Source organism: Lacticaseibacillus saniviri JCM 17471 = DSM 24301, assembly GCF_001311785.1.
Lineage (GTDB): Bacteria > Bacillota > Bacilli > Lactobacillales > Lactobacillaceae > Lacticaseibacillus > Lacticaseibacillus saniviri.
In genome coordinates this window covers 1-21,198 of record NZ_BBBX01000011.1, presented here as the reverse complement: position 1 = coordinate 21,198, position 21,198 = coordinate 1, and the positions used below count along the sequence as shown (strand labels likewise).

The following is a 21,198-nucleotide window of genomic DNA, read 5'->3' as shown; positions in this document are numbered from 1 at the left end:
CTTTTCGCACATACCACAACCCGGTATGTTGCTCAAAGTTCGTTAGTGCTCGATTGCTGCCCGGTGCTTGTCACACTCTAAACAAATCATTAAAAGATTCGGGGTGACCAAACAAACGTTGGGGCATCTGGTACAATGGTAGCAATTAGACTGTGGCCAGAAAGTAACAGCCGCAGTCAACTTTTGAAGGAGACTCGCATGAAAATTCTGATTGTTGATGATGATAAAGAGATCGTTGAACTGCTCAGTATCTATGTCAAAAACGAAGGCTATGAGCCCGTGACGGCTTATACCGGTAAAGAAGCGATCACCAAGCTCGCAACCACGCCTGATATCGCCCTGATGATTCTGGATGTGATGATGCCAAACATGTCCGGGATTGAAGTGGTCAAGCAAGTGCGCAAGGATTCCCAAATTCCAATCATTATCGTCTCAGCGAAGACCGCTGATATGGATAAGATTCAGGGCCTGATTACTGGGGCGGACGACTATGTGACCAAGCCATTCAATCCACTCGAAGTGATGGCGCGGGTGAAGAGCTTGTTGCGCCGCACTCACAATGAAGTGACAAACAATGAACCCGATATTTTGGAAGTGGGACCACTGACCATCAAAAAGATAGTCATGAAGTTCTGACGTTGGCAGGCAAACAGATTCAGTTGACCGCCTTAGAATTCGGTATTTTATACTTACTCGCGAGTCACCCCAACCGTGTTTTCTCTGCGGATGAAATCTTTGAACGGGTGTGGCAACAAGAGAGTATTGTTTCCGCTAAAACCGTGATGGTGCATGTGTCACATCTGCGTGACAAGATTGAAGAAGCCACCGGTGGCGAGAAAGTGATTGAGACCGTTTGGGGCGTTGGCTATAAAGTTGAGGCTTAATTAATGAAAAAAGTTATCCTAACGGGTAAAGAGAAATCTGAATTATTGGTCGAAGGTATCGTCACGGTTATTTTGTTACTGATGCTGAATTTTGCCGTGGTGATGATGATTCGCCAGATGATTGCGGGCAATCCCTCGCTCGAAAGTGCCATCTGGGGCGTTAAAAATGGGGTTGTCCTCGGTAACGCGTATCACTTGTGGAGCTGGCAGAATCTGTTCATCGCTGTGATGGGGATTGGTGATGCCATTGTCGTTTATTGGCGCTTGATTCGCCGCTATCATCAGATGCAGATGCGGCATGTCATTGCGGAATTGCACTACATCGCGGAAGGCCATTTGGAACACCGAATCAGTTTTGAGGTCAATACCGATCTGCAAAAAGTGATTGCCAGTATCAACGCGCTGGTGGATTCAACGGTTCGCTCTATGGAAGAAGAACGCCAGATCGAAAAGAGTAAGGACGAATTGATCACGAATGTGTCGCACGATATTCGCACACCACTCACGTCAATCATTGGCTATCTAGGCTTAATTGAAGATAAGCAGTATCGCAGTGAAGAGGAGTTACTCAAGTACACGCACACCGCATATTTGAAGGCCAAACAGATGAAGGTGTTAGTCGAGGACCTCTTCGAATACACCAAGGTGCGCCAAACGACGACACCACTCAATGTGGTCAGCTTCAATATGGCGGCCATGCTGGAACAATTGGCGGCGAGCTTTGAACTGGAAGCTGGCAAAAAGGCATGGAAGTCAGTGTCAGTACGACACCTGACGTCATCATGATGGAAGCTGACACCGAGAAGTTGGGCCGGGTATTCAATAACTTGATTGTCAACGCGCTGAAATATGGTGATGGCGGGAAACATATTTTCTTAGACGCAACGAAGGTGGGTTCCGAAGTTGTGGTCAAAGTGTCAAATGATGGCCCACCAATTCCAAACGATGCGTTGAATCAATTGTTTGACCGCTTCTATCGGGTTGAAGAATCACGCTCGCAGGAAACGGGTGGGACAGGGTTAGGGCTCGCCATTGCGCAGAGCATTGTGACGCTGCACGGTGGTTACATCTATGCGGAATCATCCGCTGATTTGACCAGCTTTGTCATTCATTTGCCACTCAAAATCGGTCAAACATTAACGCAAAGGGGTACGGAGAAGTGAAATATTGGAAATATTTGGTGACGGTGTATTGAGCGTGGTGATGATCACCAGCGCACCGGCTGCCGTGAGTCAAGCAGCAACAGCACCAACGATCAGTGTCGATGCGAAGGCAGCGCTGGCGGTTGACGCCAAAAGTGGGCAAATTTTGTACGCGAATCAGGCAGACACAGTGCTGCCCATCGCGTCCATGACCAAGATGATTGGGATTTATCTGGTGCTCGATGCCATTCATTCGGGCAAATTACAGTGGGATCAGCAAATTACGCCAGATCCTGTTGCCTACAAGATCAGTCAGAATCATGAACTATCCAACGTGCCATTGCGCTCAGATGGCAAGTATACCGTCAAGGAACTCTACGAAGCATCCCTGATTTATTCGGCCAATGCCGCCATGATGTTGCTGGGTGATATTGTCAGTGGCAGTCAGGCAAAGTTTGTTCAGAAGATGCAGCAACAATTGCAGGCATGGGGCATTCACGATGCCACCATTGTGAATACCACGGGGCTCAATAACAGTGCACTGGGAACCGCCATTGTGCCGGGCACGGATAAGAATGCCGAAAACATGATGTCCGCGCGCTCCGTTGCGATTGTGGCGCAACATCTGTTGACGGATTATCCGCAGGTCCTTGAAACCACTAAGATCACCAAGAAGACATTCCATGCAGGAACCAGCGATGCAATCGTGATGGATAACTTCAATCACATGCTGCCGGGGTTGAGTGCGGCGGATGCCACCTTACCAGTCGATGGCTTAAAGACGGGGACAACCGACTTGGCGGGTGAGAACTTCACCGGGACTGTGGCCAAAGAGGGTCGACGTATCATTACCGTTGTCATGCATGCTAACGGCGAGGGTGGCGACAACAAGCGCTTTGTTCAAACAGCGAAGCTCATGCACTATGCACTGGACGAATTCAAACCAGTGACGTTGGCAACGGCTGGCCAACCACTCAGCACGGCCAAATCAGTTACCGTGAAATACGGTGCCGATGACAAGGTGGCCATCGCGCCCAATCGTTCCTTAACCGCTTATGTGCCAAAGGATGCGGGCAATGCGAGTGTGGTTTATCGCTACACAGCAACCAAGAAGCAACTCACGGCACCCGAAACGAAGGGGACCAAGGTGGGCAGTGTCGCCGTTACCGTTAATGGTCAGCCACTGCAATTCTTGGATCAAAGCCAAGCCGCACCACTAACCCTAACCACCACTAAGACTGTCAAAAAGGCGAACTTCTTTGTTCTGATTTTCCGTGGTATCGGTGAATTTTTCAGCAATCTCTTTTAATTGACTTTGTATGACTTGCAAGGCATACTCGACGCAACAATACGTCGTGGGTTAACACAATGAGGTGAAGCTGATGACTGCAAAAACGGGTAAGTGGATTGAAGCGCTTGTGTCATATGTTGTGATATTTTGGCTTGGCAACCAGTTCTTTGCGACACCAGGGCATCCGTTCTCGGTGAAGGGATCCGTTGCTGCCGTTGCGTTTATGATTGTTGCGACGCTTATCTGGCGCTTGTGGGATAAGTTGGGCCAGCACCTATTTGGTAAAAATGACAGTAATAGCTGACTCATGTCGATGGGCATGGTCAGAGGATAACTAGTTAAAAACAATAAAGGCTGCGACGTTTGTTGCGGCCTTTTTGATATGGCAGCACTTAATCTGTCGCGTTCCCTTACAACCGGGAGCGATATGCTATAATAATAGAAGATTTCAGCAGGCGACAGGCCTAGATAGGAGTAAACTATGGCATTATCATTGAATGCATGTATTCTGTTACTCAAGGAGCACCACTTACTCAAAAGTAGTGCTGTTCAGAGCGACATTTCAGTTGAAATGACGGGCATTGCCTACGATTCACGGAAGGTTTCTGGGCCAACCTTGTTCTTCTGCAAGGGCGCACATTTTCGCCCCATCTACCTCTCAATGGCAAAGGATAACGGGGCAACGACGTATGTTGCCGAAAAGCCTTTTGTTGAAGGAAACGGTTTAAACGCACTGATCGTCACGAACATCACAAAAGCGATGGCCATTTTGAGTGCCGCGTTTTATGATTTCCCTCAAGACGATCTGGTCATCACGGCGTACACAGGGACCAAGGGGAAGACAACAGCGGCTTACTTCAACCGCGGGATTCTTGAAGAAGCCTATCCTAAGCATGTGGCACTGTTCTCCACCATCGATCGGGTTCTGGGCCCTAATCCGGACCAACGTTTCAAGTCTGACTTGACCACTCCGGAGAGCTTGGACTTGTTCCACGATATGCGTGAAGCGGTCGATAACGGGATGACGCATCTGGTCATGGAAGTCTCCTCACAGGCTTACCTGCGTAACCGGGTCTTTGGATTGACCTATGATATTGGCTTCTTCTTGAACATCACGCCTGATCACATCGGGCCTAACGAACACCCTAATTTTGCCAATTACTTACACAACAAAATGCAGCTACTGGTGAATGCGCGTAAGGTGGTCATCAATGCCGAGACGGATCATTTCGATGAAGTCTACGCAGCCGCAACCACGACAACCTATCCCGATAGCATCTACTTGTTTGCATCAACCGATTTTGAACCCGCACGTGACGATATCCAAATCGACTTCCGGTTTGAAAGTACGGAAGCGGACACAGCAACAAGCAAGTTCACCGTGATTCCTGTCACGGATAAGGCGGCTGAATTGAATGTCGGCGGCCACTACTCACTGAGTCTGATCGGTGACTTCAACGAAAGCAATGCGACAGCTGCGATTATCGGTGCTGGCCTTGCTGGTGTTGATGCCGCAAGTGCTGTTCCTGGTATCGCCAAGATCAAGATTCCAGGCCGGATGGAAAGCCTCGCTGTTTCTGAACACGGGACCGTCTATGTGGACTATGCCCACAACTACGCCAGCATGAAGGCCTTACTCAGCTTTATCGAAAAGGAATACAACAAGCCACGGATCTTGGTGGTTGTTGGTAGCCCCGGTGATAAGGGTGTGTCTCGTCGCGCAGGGTTTGCTAAGGTCTTAACCGAATACGCTAATGTTGCTTACCTGACCACCGATGATCCTGGATTTGAAGATCCTGCCGATATCATCGATGAAATCGATCGCGACATCGATCACGATAAGGTGGAAGTCCACAAGGTTCTCGACCGTCGTGAAGCGATTGAAGCGGCGATTAAGGCGAGTGGCAGCAATGATATCGTGGTAGTCGCTGGTAAGGGTGCTGATCCTTATCAAAAGGTTCGCGGTGTCGATACACCATGGCCAACCGATATGGTGGTTGTTACCGAGATTGCAGAATCACTGTAACCCGATTGAGGCTCACGTTAATATAGAAAGTAGGCAATAAATTCATGCAACGATTTTTCACGGTCATCGGTGGCATGGGCACAGCCGCCACTGAGAGTTATGTGCGGCTGCTCAACAAGCGCTCAGACGCCAAAAAGATCAGGATTATATGGACTACATCTTGGTGAATCATGCCAGTGTGCCTGATCGCACCAGTTATATTTTGGATCACAGTAAACCCAGCTTTTACCCTGCCTTGTTGGATGATATTCGCCAACAGAGTTTGTTGAACCCTGATTTTATGGTGATTGTCTGCAACACCGCGCACTATTTCTACGATCAACTGCAAGCGGAAACGGATGTGCCATTGCTGCACATGCCACGCTTAGCCATCCAAACGATGTGTGATCAATATCCAGACGAACAACGCATTGGCTTGATCGCAACGGAAGGTACGATTGCGGATGGTATCTATACCAACGAAATCGAATCTACGGGACGTGAAGTGGTCTTAGGGGACCGCCACGTGCAGGATATGGTTAACGAATTGATTTACACGAATATCAAAGAGAACAATCGCGTCGATGGTCCATTGTTCCACAAGATTTTGCAGACCATGCATGATGACTTCAAAGTCAACGTGATTGTCTTGGGTTGTACAGAATTGTCGTTGGCGCAGGAATTAGCCGGTGACCATCCTTACACCACCATCGATGCCCAAAGCATCATCGTGGATAAGACGTTGGCTTTGGGACGCGCCTTTCGTGAATCCGAAGCAACGGGCAAGGCAATGTTGAACAAAATGATGAAGTAGAAGGTGAGCGCATGGTTTGGGGTATTGTGATTGGGGTCATTCTGTTTCTCGTTTTATTAGCGTTTGAAGCTGTTTATTTGAGCAATCATTTTCGCGCCAAGCGAGCTAAGCAGGACGCTGCAGCCCACCATTACGACCGGGTCTGGTATGGTCGCAGTGGGAGTGGTTATGTGGCTGCATCGGGCAAACAAGTGATTGTATTCAAGACACCGACCAAGCAGGCGACCTTCCAGCTGGGTAAGCTCTACGTATTTACCAGCAAGCGGCGTGTGGATTTCAATGAAACCTATGCGCCACTGACCGTTCATCAAAAGTTGTTCGGCGTATTCTTGAGTGATGCGGACTATGCGGATCTGATGGCTTGGTTTGCGGATCATCACGTCTTAGTGACACCGGAAGCGCAAGTGCTGCAGGAAGCACAAGCCATTTTGGATGAAGAGGCAAAGAAAAATAACAGCGTGTAAACTCACACGGTTAGAGTGCGACAAAAGGTGCTTAAAACATGAGGATTAGCAATATCTTGGCCAGAAGCCGGTTTGTGGCTTCGGCAAAGATGAGCTAATCGGAATGTTTTGCCTTTTGGAACACGTTTATATTGAGATAGAAGGCGCGATGTCTGCCCCCCGTGGGTTTGGCATTGCGCTTTTTTGATGGCGCGAGACACGAGTGGTCCTGTCTGAAAAATTATTCACAGATACGCCCATATGCGATCAATAAGAATATTCATTATTTTAAATTGTTATTTTTAATCGGGTACGAGAAAAATAACTGCAAAATTATTTATGCTACATTGACTTAATTCGTGTATCCGGTTACACTGGTCTTGTGGTAGGTACCAGTTGGAGGAGAAGATATGGCAGGCAAATACGAACAGCCATTGCACGAGCAATTAGTGGATCTGTTGCGAGAAAAATTGAAAACAAGATGGAACCTCATGAGCAACTGCCCTCTGAACGCGAGCTCACAAAAACCTATCAGGTGAGTCGTAATACAGTGAGACTTGCGCTGGATGAGCTTGAAACCATGGGGTATGTGTATCGCCAACATGGCCGTGGCACGTTTGTTTTGAATAAGGAACGTGAAGCCACTGACCTCAGTACAACCTATAGTTTCAGTGAACAGATGCAGGCGATGGGTAAGACCGCGGAGACCAAAATATTGTATCTCCACACGATTGAAGCCAATAAATACATCGCTGAGAACTTGAATCTGCCACTGGGTGCGAAAGTCTACAAGTTGAAACGCATCCGAATCGGTGATGGCATGCCACTGATGGTTGAACGCACTTACTTGCCAGGCACGATTTTTCCGGATTTCACGGTTGATCTGCTGAACAACACAGCGCTCTATAGCGTGATGAAAGATCATTATCACGTGACCATTGCGGAAGCCAACGAAGCCTTTTTTGCCAGCTCGATTGGCGCAAATGATGCCAATTTGCTGGCGGTCCCAGCGGATTCACCGGGCCTCAATGTGCAGCGCACCACGTACAGTGACCACCATAACGTGATCGAGTACACGTTGAGTGTGGCACGCTCAGATCAATTTGTTTATCAGGTTCATCATATCAACGGATGATAGGAGGCATAGCATGATAGGCATTATTATTACGGGTCACGGTCATTTTGCGACCGGGATTCAAAGCACAATCAAATTACTCAGTGGTGACCAAGACAAATTAATCGCCATTGATTTTGAAGAAGGCATGACAGCGGATCAGCTGCAAGAACGATTTAAAACAGCTGTGAGCGACCTGGGGGAGATCACAGGATTGGCGTTCTTCACCGATATTCCAGGTGGAACACCCTTCAATCAAGCGGTGATGTACAAAACCGCTCACGATGCGGTCACTGTCCTGTCGGGGACAAACGTCTCAATGATTATGGAAGTACTCTTCCAGCGTGAACTGAATGTTGACCAATTTGAACAAGCCGCGATTACAGCCGGTCAATCCGGCGTGGTGGCGTTCAAGCAGACCGAGCGTCAAACCCCTGATGATGATGAAGACGGTATTTAAACCAACAAGGAGGACTACCAATGTTTGAAAAGAGTATTGAAGATTTGATCAAGATGGGTGCCAATATCACAACGAGTGAAATCAAGCAGCAACCCGCACTGTGGCTCGAAGCACATGACTTATATGAAGCACATAAGGCTGATATCGCCGCCTTTCTCGAGAAGGTTCAAAACGAAACAACGGGTATCGTTCGGGTCATCTTCACCGGCGCTGGTACATCCGCTTACGTTGGGGACACGATCAAACCCTATCTGAGCATGCATGGAGATCGCAGCAAGTATCGCTTCGAATCCATTCCAACGACGGATATCGTGTCTTCACCATACGATAATTTGGAAGCGGATACACCAACAATCTTGGTCTCGTTTGCGCGTAGTGGGAACTCACCAGAGAGTGTGAAGACCGTTGAGCTGGCTGAACAAGTGGTGAAGCATCTCTATCAAATCACGATTACATGCGCACCAGACGGGGAACTCGCCAAGCGCGCTGAAGGCGAAGCAAGCAATCTGGTTTTACTACAACCCGCTGGCTCAAACGACAAGGGCTTTGCGATGACGGGCAGTTTCTCTTGCATGACACTGACTGCCTTGTTGGTCTTTGATACGGCAAGTGATAGCGATAAAGCTGCCTGGGTCAAAGAAATCTCTGACATGGGTCACGAAGTTGTGATGCGTGAAGAAGAAATTCAAGACATCGTGAATGAAGACTTCGCCCGCATCACCTACTTGGGTTCCGGTAGCTTAGGCGGTTTAACCCGTGAAGCTCAGCTCAAGGTTCTCGAACTCACAGCTGGCCAATATGCGACCGTCTTTGACACCTCAATGGGCTTCCGGCATGGGCCAAAGTCATTCGTGAACGATAAGACCCTGGTCTTTGACTTCCTGAATAACAATGACTACACCCGCCAATACGACGTGGATGTGATGGAAGAAATCAATGGTGATCACATTGCTAAGCGTGTGGTTGCGGTCGGAATTTCTGCGGCAAACAACTTTAGCGGTGAGAACTTCTTCTTTGCTAACGGTGATGTGAACTTACCTGAAGCTTATCTCGCACTGCCAGACATCATGTTTGCTCAAACTGTGGCGCTGCTGAGCTCCGTTAAGGTGGGCAATCTGCCCGACACACCATCACCAACAGGGACCGTTAATCGCGTGGTAAAGGGCGTTATTTTACACGACTACAAAGGTTAATCAATAAGGAGGAATTAGTGATGACAGAACCAAACATTCTTGTAACACGGATTGATAATCGATTAGTGCACGGGCAAGTTGGGATGACTTGGGTGAACACAATTGGTGCGAACCTGATTGTGGTCGCTAATGACGATGTGTCCAAGGATTCCGTGCAACAGAACTTGATGGAAATGGTCATTCCGGATACGGTTGGGATTCGCTTCTTCTCAATTGAAAAGACGATTCGGGTGATTGGCAAAGCGGCCCCAACGCAGAAAATTCTGTTGGTGATTCGGACACCGCAAGATGCATTAGCCCTGATTAAGGGTGGCGTGCCAATCAAGAAGTTGAATATCGGGAACTTACACTTCGCAGAAGGTAAGAAACAATTATCTGCCACCGTTTCTGTGAGCCAAGACGATATCGACACCTTCAATGAATTGCACAACATGGGGATTCAACTTGAAGTGCAGGGGATTCCAAACGAGCGCGCCACCGATTTAATGGATCTGTTAGCAAAGGCATAAACGCCATTGTTATAAACACATACTTTTGAGGAGGTATAGACATGCATGACGTTACCGTTTTACAAGCCATTCTAGTTGGTTTGTGGGCTGGGATTGCGGCGATTGACCAATTTAATGGGTTGACGCATATTCACCGGCCAATCGTTACGGGTGCTGTCATCGGGATTATTCTTGGCGATCCAACGACCGGGATTATCACTGGTGGGACACTGGAATTAGTTTGGGCTGGGATGGTGCCACTTGCTGGGGCACAACCACCCAACGTTGTTATTGGTGGGGTTATCGGGACACTGTTTGCACTGCTGTCAGGTTTGAAGCCTGAAGTGGCCGTCGGGGTTGCGGTGCCATTCTCAGTTGCTGTTCAAGCCATTATTACCTTATTGTTCACTGCTTTAGCACCATTGATGCACACCATGGATCTCGCTGCGGTTAATGGTGATACCAAGAAAATGGATCGCATGGCGTGGATTGAACCAGTCATCTTATTCATTGGGTTCTTCATTATGGCATTCTTACCTGCTATTTTCGGGCAAAGTGTCGTTACCGCTGCGGTTAAGGCCATTCCTGTTTGGATTCTGGGTGGCTTCCAGGCCGCTGGTGGGATGATGCCAGCCGTTGGGTTCGCAATGTTACTGAAGATTATGTGGAAAATCGAATACGCACCGTTCTTCGTGGCTGGGTTTATCGCTGCCGCATATGGGAAGTTACCAATTTTGGCGATTGCATTACTTGCAGCATCCGTTGCGGCTTACGACTTCTTCTTGAACCGCAACAATAACACGCCTGCACAACCCGCAGCACCAACAGACACGGGCTTAGACGATGATGATGAAGAGGAGGATTACAGCAATGGCATCTGATGAAATGATTAAAGATGTTGAGAACTTACAAATTCCCGACACTTATGAAGATCCATCCGTTGAAAAAGTCATTACCAAGAAAGACTTGCATAAATGGTTTGGCGTTCGCTGATGTTGCAATCGTCCTTCAACTACGAGCGGATGCAAGGTGGGGGCTGGACATACAGTCTGATTCCTGGCCTGACCAAGATTCATAAGAACAAAAGGATTTGGGCTATTCACTGCTCGATCATATGCAATTCTTCAACACGCACCCATTCTTAGTCACCTTTGTTCAAGGGGTGATTATCGCGATGGAAGAAAACAAGGAAAACCGGTCCACGATTCGTGGGATTAAAGTTGCCTTGATGGGCCCTCTGGGTGGTATCGGGGATGCTTTGTTCTGGTTAACCTTACTGCCAATTACCGGTGGGATTGGGGTTTCACTGTCACAACAGGGGAACATCTTCGGTCCTATCCTGTTCTTACTCTTATTCAACGCGGTTCACTTTGGTCTGTTGTTCTGGTTAATGAATTATGGGTATAACACCGGGACGCGAGCGATTGCCTCGATGCGTGAGAATACGCAAAAGATCTCACGTGCGGCAACCATTATCGGGTTGGCTGTTGTCGGTGGCTTAACCGCAACCTACATCAAGTTCAGTCTGGATGGTATTTATGGGAAGTTCGCCATCGGCAAGATGAAGATCGACCTGCAGGCTGGGATTCTCGATAAAATCATGCCAGCGCTGTTACCACTGGCATACACCTTCTTCTGCTACTGGATGTTGAAGAAGGGGAAGAGCCCACTGACCCTGATTGGGATTACCTTACTGATCGGTCTCATCGGTTCATTCTTTGGCCTGTTCGCATGGCCAGCAGCACTTTAGTCAAAAGGATTAGAAAGGAGGTTGCGATGAACTTGTTTGTCGCAACCTCTTTCAATGGAGGAAAGTAATATGACGTATTATATTCACGCAGCAAAATTCTTTTTGAAGTCCAATACCGAAAATGGTGGTTATCTCGAAGTGACCGATGAGGGCAAGTTTGGCAACTATTATCCTGAAACTGATAAGCCAGAAGGTCGCATTGTCGATAAGGGCAACCAGTGGATTGCACCTGGGTTAGTCGATACCCATATCCATGGGTTACTCGGCCATGATGTCATGGATAACGACTGGTCCGCGATTCAGGAAATGTCAGAAGGCTTGTTAAAGGCTGGGGTAACGAGTTGGTTGCCAACAACACTGACCGGTTCGTTTGATCAATTGAACGCGGTCTGTCAGACAATCGGTGCGCACGCGGGTGAAGAGACCGGTGCCAAGATTCAAGGCATTTATTTTGAAGGGCCATACTTCACCACAGAACATAAGGGTGCGCAGAATCCTAAGTATTTCAAGGACCCTAGTGTCGATGAATACAAGGCATGGCAAGCATCAGCAAAAGGCCTATTGAAGAAAATCGCGATTGCGCCAGAACGCGCTGGCGCTGTTGACTTCACCGAGAAGGTCACAGCGGATGGCACCGTGGTTGCACTGGGCCACAGCTCCGCAACCTTTGAACAAGCCAAGGCCGCGATTGAAGCCGGCGCCACGGTCTTCACACACACCTTCAACGGGATGAGCGGCTTGAATCACCGCCAACCCGGCATGGTCGGTGCTGCGATGTATCTGCAACAAGTCGATGATGAACTGATCTGTGATGGTCATCATGTGCGGCCGGAAGTCGCTGGGAGTTTGATTCGTGAAAAGACACCGGAACACGTTGCGTTGATTACTGACTGCATGCGGGCCGGCATGATGCCCGATGGCGATTATGTCTTAGGCGAATTCCCAGTCTACGTTAAGGATGGCATGGCACGGTTGAAGGATGGTGACAGCTTGGCGGGTTCGATTCTAAAACTCGACGAAGCGATCAAGAATGTGGTCGACTGGAATGGTGTCACACCAGAAGATGCCGTGAAGATGGCGAGCTATACCGCTGCCAAGTCTTGCCAAGTCAATGACAAGTGTGGGAGCATTCTGCCGGGACGCGATGCGGATTACTTGGTCTTGAATCCTGACATGACCTTAGCCGAGACTTACCTGAATGGTGAACAGCGTTATCAGGCATAAAATAACAAAATAATTTTTAGCGAGGCGGAACAAATGGCGTAAACGCTGTTGTTTCGCTTTTTTGAGGGGTTGACATAACGATTGGTAGCGAGTATTATACTTATTAGTTAGTTTATACAAATACTAACTAAATAAAATAAAAGGAAGTACTCAAAATGGCAGATAAAACGCAAACCATTATGCACTTGTTGCACCAGTTAAACGGCTTTCCCGGAATGATGGCCATGCATCGCCATCACGACGACCAAGGCCCACGCCAAGGTGGTCGGGGCCCAATGCGGCTTCTTCGTTTAATTAAAGAAAATGACGGTTTAACCAACAGTGAAATCGCTGAACAACTCGATATTCGTCCTAGCTCTGTGAGCGCGGGCTTAGCACGTTTGGAAGAGGATGGCTTCATTACCCGTGAAACCTCCGAAGACGACAAGCGTGTCACCCACATTCATTTGACCGATGACGGTAAGAAGTTCATCGAGACCATGAAGGCAAATCGCCAACAATTACGCGACGGCTTGTTCGACGGTATCTCTGAAGAAGAACAGGATCAATTGATCACGAGCTTGACCAAGTTGGTTGAGAACGTGAAGAAGGTTGCCCCTGACTTTGAAGACATGCGTGGTCGGATGCCACATCCTCATCACTTCGGTGGTGGCCGTGGCCGCGGTCCTTGGATGCACTAAGAGCGTGAAGCCACACGGGTTAGCTGTGAGCACTAACGGGACTTGCAAGATAATTGCGGTTTTGGCAATTATGGCAAGTCGGGTTAGGCGGAACAGGCAGTGCGGTTGAGCGCGTCTAAGCACGCGTTCCCAAAATTGAAGTTGTCACCCTGCCAACGGGGTAGGGTGACAACTTCTTTTTTTTTATGTTCTTTTGTTGTGGTAAGCTAATAAGTGAAATTGACATGAAAAGGGGAACAAACAGATGACACATTTAACCAAGTTAACGGATGTTCAAACTTTGAGTAACGGTGTCGAAATTCCAATTGTGGGTTTTGGAACCTGGCAAACGCCTGATGGTGATGTCGCAAAGGCGAGTGTTGAAGCGGCCTTAGCTGCTGGGTATCGCCACATTGATACAGCCGCAGCCTATGGCAATGAAGAGAGTGTGGGTGCTGGATTGAAGGCCTCTGGTTTGAACCGGCACGATTACTTCTTGACGACAAAACTCTGGAACAGTGATCACGGCTATCAAGAAGCGTTGAAGGCCGTCGACCAATCATTGTTGCGACTGGATACAGATTATTTGGACCTTTACTTGATTCACTGGCCAAATCCCGCAGCCTTGCGTGATCAATTTGACAATCAAATTGCTGAAACATGGCGCGCCATGGAAGAAATCTTGAAGTCAGGGAAGGCGCGTGCCATTGGGGTTTCCAATTTCCGTGTTCACCACTTTGACACGTTGATGAAAACCGCCAGTGTGGCGCCAATGGTCAACCAAATCTTCTTGAATCCAAGTGATTTACAGCCAGAAGTCGTGGCTTACAATGAAGCACACAATATTATCAGTGAGGCCTATAGTCCACTGGGCACAGGGAAAATCTTTGATGTGCCTGCTTTACAAAAGATGGCGGAACGCTACAACAAGTCAGTTGCCCAGTTAGTCTTGCGCTGGTCACTGCAACACGACTTTGTGCCATTACCAAAGTCTGTGCACGCGGATCGCATTAACGAGAACGCTGAATTATTTGACTTCGAATTGTCACACCACGATATGGAATTGATTGATCAATTGCACGGTGTGGCGGGCGAAGCAACGGATCCAGATACAGCAACATTCTAGAGATACAAAAATCCCATAACCAATACAATGGTTATGGGATTTTTGCGTGAAAAATACACACGGGTGCTATTAGCGAGAATAGAGGGATATGAGACCCATAGGTTGAGTGGTAATAGATAGTGTACATGTTGTTCCGTGTATAGATTCACTTTTTTCAAGTTGCAAGGTACCATCAATTTAGGTAAACTTAAAATCAACAAATCGAACGGTGGCTAACTTCAACACGCAAATGCATTGGAGTGATGCCTATGGAAAATTTTTATTGGGAATATGACCAGCATGAACACTTTCGAAGTGTTGTCACTTTTGGCGTCTTATAGCGGTGTAACAATCGCTTTTGGTGCGCTGATTGTGGCAATCATGTCTGACAAAACCAATAATAACCGTTCGGCTGGCCGGCTGAAAACGGTTATGATGTAACTAAATACTGTTGATGCTAGTCGCCGTAAAGCGATTTGCCGAGGCACTGTGGTTGCTCACAGTGCCTTTTTGTATGCTCTAATTCTAGCACGATGTAACTGTGTTAATCAACTGATACTGCCATCAATAATGTGTTTGTTAATTCAGTTGTGTGACCAAATGCGGCATCGCCCACAGCAAGACGTTAGTGATCAGGCCGATAAAGACAAATGGTGGCCAGAAAAAGGTGATGATTAAGGTGAGCACGTTGATGCCAAAGGAAACCCATTCTGTGACGCGTTTGGGTTTGACAATGGTATTGCTGGCGGTGACACTCTCGCGCAAGAAGGCAAACGAGATGTTGTAGAACACAATGTTGATGGCATATAAGACCGCCGCAATTTGGGAGTGAATATTGGTCCCGATCCAGGCGGTGGTGGCGGGCAGTAGCGACGACCAGAACAACAAGACAATGTTTGTCCAGATGATGCGATTATTGATGGTCTTGACCTGTGAGAACAGGTAGTGGTGGTTCACCCACATGGTCGCAATCAAGATGAAGGAGAATACATAGGCCAGAAACTCTGGGGCAATTTCAATGAGTGCCTGCAGGGAGTGGTCATCACTGGGCAGGTGTATTTCTAAAACTAAATGGTTAACACGATGGCCAAAACGGCATCGCTGAAAGCTTCAAAACGTTCCTTTTTCATAGTGACCTCATTCGCGTGTTTTTTGAATTTCTTGCCGAATGTCGCGGAACACCGCCGCGGTTTGACTATCCGTCTTGATGGCCGTCAACATGAAGAGTGCATCCATCAAACTCATCTGTGCGATCAGCGCATGGAGTGCTTCTGTGCGGTACTGGGATTCTTCAGCAATTGATAACAGGGTGACATCGGCTAGCTTGGTCAGGGTGGCATTCGCCGAGCTGGTGATGACAATGACGGGCACACCGCGATCGCATGCCAGCTGCGCCAGTGCGATGGCATCGTGATTTTCGCCGGAGTGTGACACGATGATGGCGACATCATTGGGTCCTAGGCGCGTTAACGTCATTAATTGCATGTGATAGTCTTGGGCGTACAAGACATCAATCGGGGTGCGCAGGAACTTGTGATAGCCATCCAGGGCGACGATATTGCTGGCACCCAACCCGTATAGGCCGACGTGTTCTGCGTTGGTGATCAAGTCGGTGGCCTGTTCGAGCTGATCTTCTGTGAGTGCCGCATTGGTGGCCTCAAGGGCGTCGATATTCGAATGGAAAATCTTGCTGGCCATCTTGGTCAGTGAATCGTGTGGACTGATTTCAACAAATAAGGTGCTGGCCTGACTGTCTGGTTGAGCCAATGCCATTTTCAAGGCTTGAAAATTCTGAAAGCCCAAATTCTTAGCGAAGCGCGAAATGGTCGCTGTTGAAATGTGGGTGGCTTTGCTGAGCGCCGAAATCGTCAGGTGACTGGCTTCAGATTGGTGCGCGCTCAAATAGTCCGCAAGCCGTTGTTCTGTGTCACTGAGATTTGCTTGATATGCTTGAAGCCGCATTCTGAAACTCGTCATGATAAGTCCTCCTTATGCACAAGTGATGCTTTATTTTGAGTATAGCACTTGTAACCGCTTGAGAAAATAATTTTCGTGTAAACGCTTGCAATATGTAAATAATTTACATATAATAAGGGCAACAATTAAGAAATGGGGCAGGCAAACATGCAAGTTGGGATGATCGGATTAGGCAAGATGGGTATGAACCTCGTGAAGAACATGCGCGACCACGATATTGAGGTTGTCGCATTTGACTTGAATGAAGCAGCGCGTCAAGAAGTCACAACAACCGGTGCCACGGCGGCATCGAGTTGGAAGATTTGGTCGCACAATTAAGCACACCACGGATTGTTTGGGTCATGGTACCAGCGGGCAAGCCAACAGATGCAACGATGACAAGCCTGTCAACACTGCTCGAAGCGGAAGACATTGCGATTGATGGCGGGAATTCTTTCTATAAAGACTCTCTGGCTCATGCTGAAATGCTGCACCAAAAAGGCATTCACTTCTTTGATGTTGGGACATCGGGTGGGATGTCTGGCGCACGTCAAGATGGAAACTTCATGATTGGTGGCGATAAGGAAGTCTTCAACGAAATCGAACCATTATTCCAAGCCATTGCCGAAAAGGATGGTTACCTCTATACAGGACGTGCCGGCAGCGGTCACTACCTCAAGATGGTGCACAACGGGATCGAATACGGCATGATGCAGGCTATCGGTGAAGGCTTTGACGTTTTGACCAAGGGTGAATTCGATTATGACAACGAAGCAGTTGCCAAGGTCTGGAGTCACGGGTCCGTTATTCGTGGCTGGCTGATGGAATTAGCAGAATCTGCCTTCAGCGAAGACCCCAAACTTGAAGAAATCAAAGGTGTCATGCATAGTAGTGGCGAAGGTGCTTGGACGGTTGAAGAAGCAATTCGGTTACACGTCCCAACGCCCGTTATTTCCAGCTCATTAATGATGCGTTACCGCTCTGAAGAAGAAGACACCACCACTGGTAAAGTGGTTGCTGCCTTACGGAATCAGTTCGGTGGGCATGCGGTTGATCGTAAATAGCGTGTGACAAAAATGGAGGCGAGCACAATGGATTACATGATTGGTGTTGACTTAGGCACAACCAGTACCAAAGTTGTTTTATTCGATATGAAAGGGCAGTCTCATGCCTATGCGAATAATCCATATCCGTTGTATCAAGATACACCAGATATGGCTGAGGAAGATCCAGAAGAAATTTTTGAAGCGGTGATTGCGGGTTTAACCGAGGTCATGCGCAAGGGCAAGGTGCAACCGGGTGAATTGAAGGGTGTTTCCTTCTCTGCAGCGATGCACAGTCTGATTTTGATGGATAAGGATAACAAGCCCCTCACCCGTGTGATTACCTGGGCGGACAATCGTGCGGCTAAGTATGCCGAAGACTTGAAAGCCAGTGGTGTTGGTGCTGAATTATTCGCCAAGACCGGTGTGCCAACGCATCCGATGTCACCAATGGTTAAGTTGTTATGGCTCAAGGCTGAACAACCTGACTTGTTCAACCAAACCGCTCATTTTATTGGTATCAAGGACTATATTTTGTACCGGTTATTCGGCAAATATGTTCAAGATTACTCACTGGCCAATGCCACAGGGCTGTTCAATATTTTCAACATGGATTGGGACGACCAAGCCCTCGAAGTAACCGGTGTTAAGCGCGAGCAGTTGCCAGAATTGGTCTCAACAGAGTATCAATTGACTGGTATGTCCGCGTCATATGCCTCAGTGACAGGCATCGATCCAGCAACACCATTCATCATGGGTGCGAGTGATGGGACGCTCAGTAACTTGGGTGTCAACGCAATTGACCCAGGTGTCTTAGCGGTTACTATCGGAACATCTGGTGCGGTGCGTGTCGTGGTCGACAAGCCCGTCGTGGATCCTAAAGGCCGCTTGTTCACTTACTACTTGGATGACGGTAAGTGGGTTGTCGGTGGTCCTGTCAATAATGGTGGGATTGTCTTCCGTTGGGTGCGTGATCAATTGTTCGCACCAGAAAAATTACCGCGGAACAGATGCAAGTCGATTCCTATGAAATTTTGACGGATATCGCTTCTAAGATTCCAGCCGGTGCTGATGGCCTGTTGTTCCACCCTTATCTTGGTGGTGAACGGGCACCAATTTGGGATGCGAATGCCCGCGGGAGCTTCTTTGGGCTTTCACGACAACACACACGGGCCCACATGGTTCGGGCCGCACTCGAAGGCATCGTCTACAACCTCTACATGGTCATGTTGATGATTGAAGGGGTTGCTGGCAAGCCTAAGGCCATTCAAGCAACGGGCGGATTCGCCCGCAGTGAATTGTGGCGGCAGATGTTAGCTGACATCTTCGAACAAGAAGTCAATATTCCAGAAAGTTTTGAAAGCTCCGCATTAGGCGCCGTTGTTCTGGGGATGAAGAGTCTGGGTATCGTGGATGATCTCAGTGTCGTCAAAGACATGGTCGGGGTCACCAATACCCACAAACCAAACGAAGCAAATTTTGAAGTATATCGGGAATTGTTGCCAATCTGGATTCGCTTAACACGTGAACTCTCTGGTGAATACAGTTCGATTGCGGAATTCCAACGCAATCATCCTAACCCACGCGCCAAATTAGCGGAAGAAGACTAGGGGGCAGCCCCTTGTTTTTTAAATCATAAATGTAAGCGGTTGACGAATAGGCCGGGTACAACTATCATAATTGTCAAAAATGGAGCGGAGGAGAGTAAATCATGGAATTACTGGTATTATTACTGGGTATTGCGCTCTTATTACTCTTGATTATCAAATTCAAGATGAACACCTATGTGTCATTGATTATCACATCAGTGGTTGTGGCACTGGGCTTAGGCATGCCAGCAGGTAAAATTGCGACAAGTATTCAAAACGGGATTGGGAGCCAATTAGGGGAATTAGCCCTCGTCTTTGGTTTCGGGGCGATGTTGGGTCGCCTGGTCGCTGATGCGGGTGGTGCTTATCGGATTGCGCATACCTTAATTAATAAGTTTGGTCGTAAACGGCTGCAGATTGCGGTTGTTCTGGCATCCTTTATCATCGGGATTGCGTTGTTCTTTGAAGTCGGGATCGTGCTGTTAGTGCCAATCGTCTTTGCGATTGCGATTGAAGCCGGCGTGCCAATCCTGAGCTTGGGGATTCCAATGGCGGCCGCATTGTCTGTCACACACGGATTCTTACCACCTCACCCAGCACCAACTGCGATTGCCGCAGTCCTGGGTGCTAATGCGGGTAAAGTCTTGCTCTACGGGATTATTGTGGCAATTCCAACGGTCTACTTGGCCGGAATTTTGTTCACCAAGATTGCCCGCAAGTATGTGCCAAGCGCCTTTGAACATGCTGGTAACCTCAAGGCATTAGGTCCTCAAAAAGAATTCAAGTTGGAAGACACACCAAGTTTCGGTTTGTCTGTCTTAACCTCACTGTTCCCAGTTATCTTGATGGCGATCACGACCATCTATCAACTAGTCGTGCATAACGGTGTCGCACCAAAGAACCCATCCGCGATTGATAACGTGATTGAGTTTATCGGGTCACCAAGTATCGCGATGTTGATCTCCTTGCTGTTTGCGATGTGGGCCATGGGTTATCATCGTCGGATCGCAACACCACAAATCATGAACACGCTGGAAGAAGCCGTGAAGTCAATCGCGATGCTGCTGCTGGTTATCGGTGGTGGTGGTGCCTTCAAGCAAGTGCTGATCGATGGTGGTGTTGGAGATTCTGTTAAGAATCTGTTCGCATCAGCTAATGTGTCACCATTGATTCTGGGCTGGTTGATTGCTGTGATTCTGCGTGTGGCACTGGGTTCCGCAACCGTGTCCGCATTAACCGCTGCCGGATTAGTCTTACCACTGATGAAGACGGCCGGTGTTGATCCTGCACTGATGGTACTCGCTATCGGTGCCGGGAGCTTGGCCGCAAGTCACGTTAACGATGCCGGGTTCTGGATGTTCAAGGAATACTTCGATCTCTCCGTTAAGGAAACATTGATGACTTGGACGGTGCTCGAAACCATCATCGCGGTGGCTGGTTTAGCCGGCGTGCTGTTGCTCAGCTTGGTCGTTTAAACAATTGAAATAACAAAAATGGGTCGCTGATAGCGGCCCATTTTTATATGGCGTCGATTGTGAAACGCCTATTAATTGTGATATGCTGTCTGCATTACGGACAAGAGAGGAACGATTCCATGTACGAATTAACCAAAAAGCGCCGCGTGAGTGATGCGGTCGCAGAAGTATTCCCTGAAGAAGTCAGCAAGGCAATTTTTGACGTCATCAACGTCATGAACAAGGCTGGTCAAATTGTGACCTCACCTGTAGCGATTGCTTTTTCAGATGACTCAACGGATGACGAAATCTATGCGATGGTCATTCAGGGCCAACTCGCACCAGCACAAGAATTCCCCATTACTTACAGTGGGCCAAAGGATTTCTTGGGCCATGGCTACATTCTGATCGTGAAGGATAATGCCAAGACCGTGCGCCTCGATTTCTCTGCTGCCAACAATCTGGATGGTATCGGCGAAGAAAAATAAAGATAGCGATGTATAAAATCGGCTTTAACAGTCCCATGCGGGGGTGTTGAGGTCGATTTTTTGCGTTAGTACTCGATTGCTACCCGGGGCTTGTCG

15 protein-coding genes and 7 pseudogenes are annotated in these 21,198 nt (G+C 48.1%); 20 read left to right on the top strand and 2 right to left on the bottom strand.

Annotated features, from left to right (window positions below):
- Nucleotides 1-198: 198 nt before the first annotated feature.
- The 16 genes and pseudogenes from croR to JCM17471_RS06750 all read left to right on the top strand — a co-directional run bounded on the left by croR (nt 199) and on the right by JCM17471_RS06750 (nt 14,593).
- Nucleotides 199-884: pseudogene (croR, locus tag JCM17471_RS06825) on the top strand (response regulator transcription factor CroR).
- A gap of 3 nt (nt 885-887) precedes the next feature.
- A pseudogene (locus tag JCM17471_RS06820) lies at nt 888-2,047 on the top strand (sensor histidine kinase).
- 40 nt (nt 2,048-2,087) lie between these two features.
- Complete coding sequence (locus JCM17471_RS06815; protein WP_054777357.1) at nt 2,088-3,335, top strand: D-alanyl-D-alanine carboxypeptidase family protein; 1,248 nt, start codon at nt 2,088-2,090, stop codon at nt 3,333-3,335.
- A 73-nt stretch (nt 3,336-3,408) separates the two neighbouring features.
- The gene (locus JCM17471_RS06810) at nt 3,409-3,621 is read left to right on the top strand and encodes a hypothetical protein (RefSeq protein ID WP_054777320.1); all 213 of its coding nucleotides are present in this window, start codon (nt 3,409-3,411) and stop codon (nt 3,619-3,621) included.
- 177 nt (nt 3,622-3,798) lie between these two features.
- Nucleotides 3,799-5,343, top strand: coding sequence for a UDP-N-acetylmuramoyl-L-alanyl-D-glutamate--2,6-diaminopimelate ligase (locus tag JCM17471_RS06805; protein ID WP_054777319.1), 1,545 nt, complete (start codon nt 3,799-3,801; stop codon nt 5,341-5,343).
- 44 nt (nt 5,344-5,387) lie between these two features.
- Nucleotides 5,388-6,136: pseudogene (locus JCM17471_RS06800) on the top strand (aspartate/glutamate racemase family protein).
- 11 nt (nt 6,137-6,147) lie between these two features.
- Nucleotides 6,148-6,600 (top strand): hypothetical protein, encoded by a 453-nt coding sequence (locus tag JCM17471_RS06795; RefSeq protein WP_054777318.1) that lies wholly within the window; start codon nt 6,148-6,150, stop codon nt 6,598-6,600.
- Between the two features lie 389 nt (nt 6,601-6,989).
- Nucleotides 6,990-7,714 (top strand): annotated as a pseudogene (locus JCM17471_RS06790) (GntR family transcriptional regulator).
- Nucleotides 7,715-7,727: 13 nt separating this feature from the next.
- The gene (agaF, locus tag JCM17471_RS06785) at nt 7,728-8,153 is read left to right on the top strand and encodes a PTS galactosamine/N-acetylgalactosamine transporter subunit IIA (protein ID WP_054777317.1); all 426 of its coding nucleotides are present in this window, start codon (nt 7,728-7,730) and stop codon (nt 8,151-8,153) included.
- Nucleotides 8,154-8,173: 20 nt separating this feature from the next.
- Nucleotides 8,174-9,346: an SIS domain-containing protein gene (locus tag JCM17471_RS06780; RefSeq protein WP_054777316.1), complete on the top strand. Its 1,173-nt coding sequence runs from the start codon at nt 8,174-8,176 to the stop codon at nt 9,344-9,346.
- A gap of 20 nt (nt 9,347-9,366) precedes the next feature.
- Entirely contained in the window at nt 9,367-9,855 is a 489-nt protein-coding gene (agaV, locus tag JCM17471_RS06775) for a PTS N-acetylgalactosamine transporter subunit IIB (RefSeq protein WP_054777315.1), read from the top strand.
- A 41-nt stretch (nt 9,856-9,896) separates the two neighbouring features.
- A complete protein-coding gene (gene agaW, locus JCM17471_RS06770; protein ID WP_054777314.1) occupies nt 9,897-10,715 on the top strand; it encodes a PTS N-acetylgalactosamine transporter subunit IIC in 819 nt (272 codons plus the stop codon).
- Nucleotides 10,705-11,584: pseudogene (locus tag JCM17471_RS06765) on the top strand (PTS system mannose/fructose/sorbose family transporter subunit IID). Before agaW ends, JCM17471_RS06765 begins: the two are co-directional and overlap by 11 nt.
- Nucleotides 11,585-11,653: 69 nt before the next feature.
- The gene (nagA, locus tag JCM17471_RS06760; RefSeq protein ID WP_054777313.1) at nt 11,654-12,808 is read left to right on the top strand and encodes an N-acetylglucosamine-6-phosphate deacetylase; all 1,155 of its coding nucleotides are present in this window, start codon (nt 11,654-11,656) and stop codon (nt 12,806-12,808) included.
- A 155-nt stretch (nt 12,809-12,963) separates the two neighbouring features.
- Entirely contained in the window at nt 12,964-13,488 is a 525-nt protein-coding gene (locus JCM17471_RS06755; RefSeq protein WP_054777312.1) for a MarR family winged helix-turn-helix transcriptional regulator, read from the top strand.
- 244 nt (nt 13,489-13,732) lie between these two features.
- Complete coding sequence (locus tag JCM17471_RS06750; RefSeq protein ID WP_054777311.1) at nt 13,733-14,593, top strand: aldo/keto reductase; 861 nt, start codon at nt 13,733-13,735, stop codon at nt 14,591-14,593.
- Between the two features lie 558 nt (nt 14,594-15,151).
- Here JCM17471_RS06750 and JCM17471_RS06745 read toward each other — a convergent pair.
- Together JCM17471_RS06745 and JCM17471_RS06740 are read right to left on the bottom strand one after the other, a co-directional pair.
- Nucleotides 15,152-15,586, bottom strand: a complete 435-nt coding sequence (locus JCM17471_RS06745; RefSeq protein WP_263849451.1) for a TMEM175 family protein — start codon at nt 15,584-15,586, stop codon at nt 15,152-15,154.
- Between the two features lie 123 nt (nt 15,587-15,709).
- Nucleotides 15,710-16,549: a MurR/RpiR family transcriptional regulator gene (locus tag JCM17471_RS06740; RefSeq protein ID WP_054777310.1), complete on the bottom strand. Its 840-nt coding sequence runs from the start codon at nt 16,547-16,549 to the stop codon at nt 15,710-15,712.
- Nucleotides 16,550-16,696: 147 nt separating this feature from the next.
- Between JCM17471_RS06740 and gnd the strand changes: the two are divergent.
- From gnd to JCM17471_RS06720, 4 genes and pseudogenes are all read left to right on the top strand, one after another.
- Nucleotides 16,697-17,592 (top strand): annotated as a pseudogene (gene gnd / locus JCM17471_RS06735) (phosphogluconate dehydrogenase (NAD(+)-dependent, decarboxylating)).
- Nucleotides 17,593-17,619: 27 nt separating this feature from the next.
- Nucleotides 17,620-19,181 (top strand): annotated as a pseudogene (gene gntK, locus JCM17471_RS06730) (gluconokinase).
- A 101-nt stretch (nt 19,182-19,282) separates the two neighbouring features.
- The gene (locus tag JCM17471_RS06725; protein WP_054777309.1) at nt 19,283-20,635 is read left to right on the top strand and encodes a gluconate:H+ symporter; all 1,353 of its coding nucleotides are present in this window, start codon (nt 19,283-19,285) and stop codon (nt 20,633-20,635) included.
- Nucleotides 20,636-20,754: 119 nt separating this feature from the next.
- Nucleotides 20,755-21,102 (top strand): hypothetical protein, encoded by a 348-nt coding sequence (locus JCM17471_RS06720; protein ID WP_054777308.1) that lies wholly within the window; start codon nt 20,755-20,757, stop codon nt 21,100-21,102.
- Nucleotides 21,103-21,198 lie beyond the last annotated feature (96 nt).

Bases quoted from the DNA above. Each gene is read 5' to 3' on its own strand.
- JCM17471_RS06750 (WP_054777311.1), top strand. From the start codon at position 13,733: ATGACACATTTAACCAAGTTAACGGATGTTCAAACTTTGAGTAACGGT.
- JCM17471_RS06740 (WP_054777310.1), bottom strand. From the start codon at position 16,549: ATGACGAGTTTCAGAATGCGGCTTCAAGCATATCAAGCAAATCTCAGT.
- JCM17471_RS06810 (WP_054777320.1), top strand. From the start codon at position 3,409: ATGACTGCAAAAACGGGTAAGTGGATTGAAGCGCTTGTGTCATATGTT.
- JCM17471_RS06805 (WP_054777319.1), top strand. From the start codon at position 3,799: ATGGCATTATCATTGAATGCATGTATTCTGTTACTCAAGGAGCACCAC.
- agaW (WP_054777314.1), top strand. From the start codon at position 9,897: ATGCATGACGTTACCGTTTTACAAGCCATTCTAGTTGGTTTGTGGGCT.
- JCM17471_RS06780 (WP_054777316.1), top strand. From the start codon at position 8,174: ATGTTTGAAAAGAGTATTGAAGATTTGATCAAGATGGGTGCCAATATC.
- JCM17471_RS06720 (WP_054777308.1), top strand. From the start codon at position 20,755: ATGTACGAATTAACCAAAAAGCGCCGCGTGAGTGATGCGGTCGCAGAA.
- JCM17471_RS06755 (WP_054777312.1), top strand. From the start codon at position 12,964: ATGGCAGATAAAACGCAAACCATTATGCACTTGTTGCACCAGTTAAAC.
- agaV (WP_054777315.1), top strand. From the start codon at position 9,367: ATGACAGAACCAAACATTCTTGTAACACGGATTGATAATCGATTAGTG.
- JCM17471_RS06815 (WP_054777357.1), top strand. From the start codon at position 2,088: ATGATCACCAGCGCACCGGCTGCCGTGAGTCAAGCAGCAACAGCACCA.
- JCM17471_RS06795 (WP_054777318.1), top strand. From the start codon at position 6,148: ATGGTTTGGGGTATTGTGATTGGGGTCATTCTGTTTCTCGTTTTATTA.
- agaF (WP_054777317.1), top strand. From the start codon at position 7,728: ATGATAGGCATTATTATTACGGGTCACGGTCATTTTGCGACCGGGATT.
- JCM17471_RS06725 (WP_054777309.1), top strand. From the start codon at position 19,283: ATGGAATTACTGGTATTATTACTGGGTATTGCGCTCTTATTACTCTTG.
- nagA (WP_054777313.1), top strand. From the start codon at position 11,654: ATGACGTATTATATTCACGCAGCAAAATTCTTTTTGAAGTCCAATACC.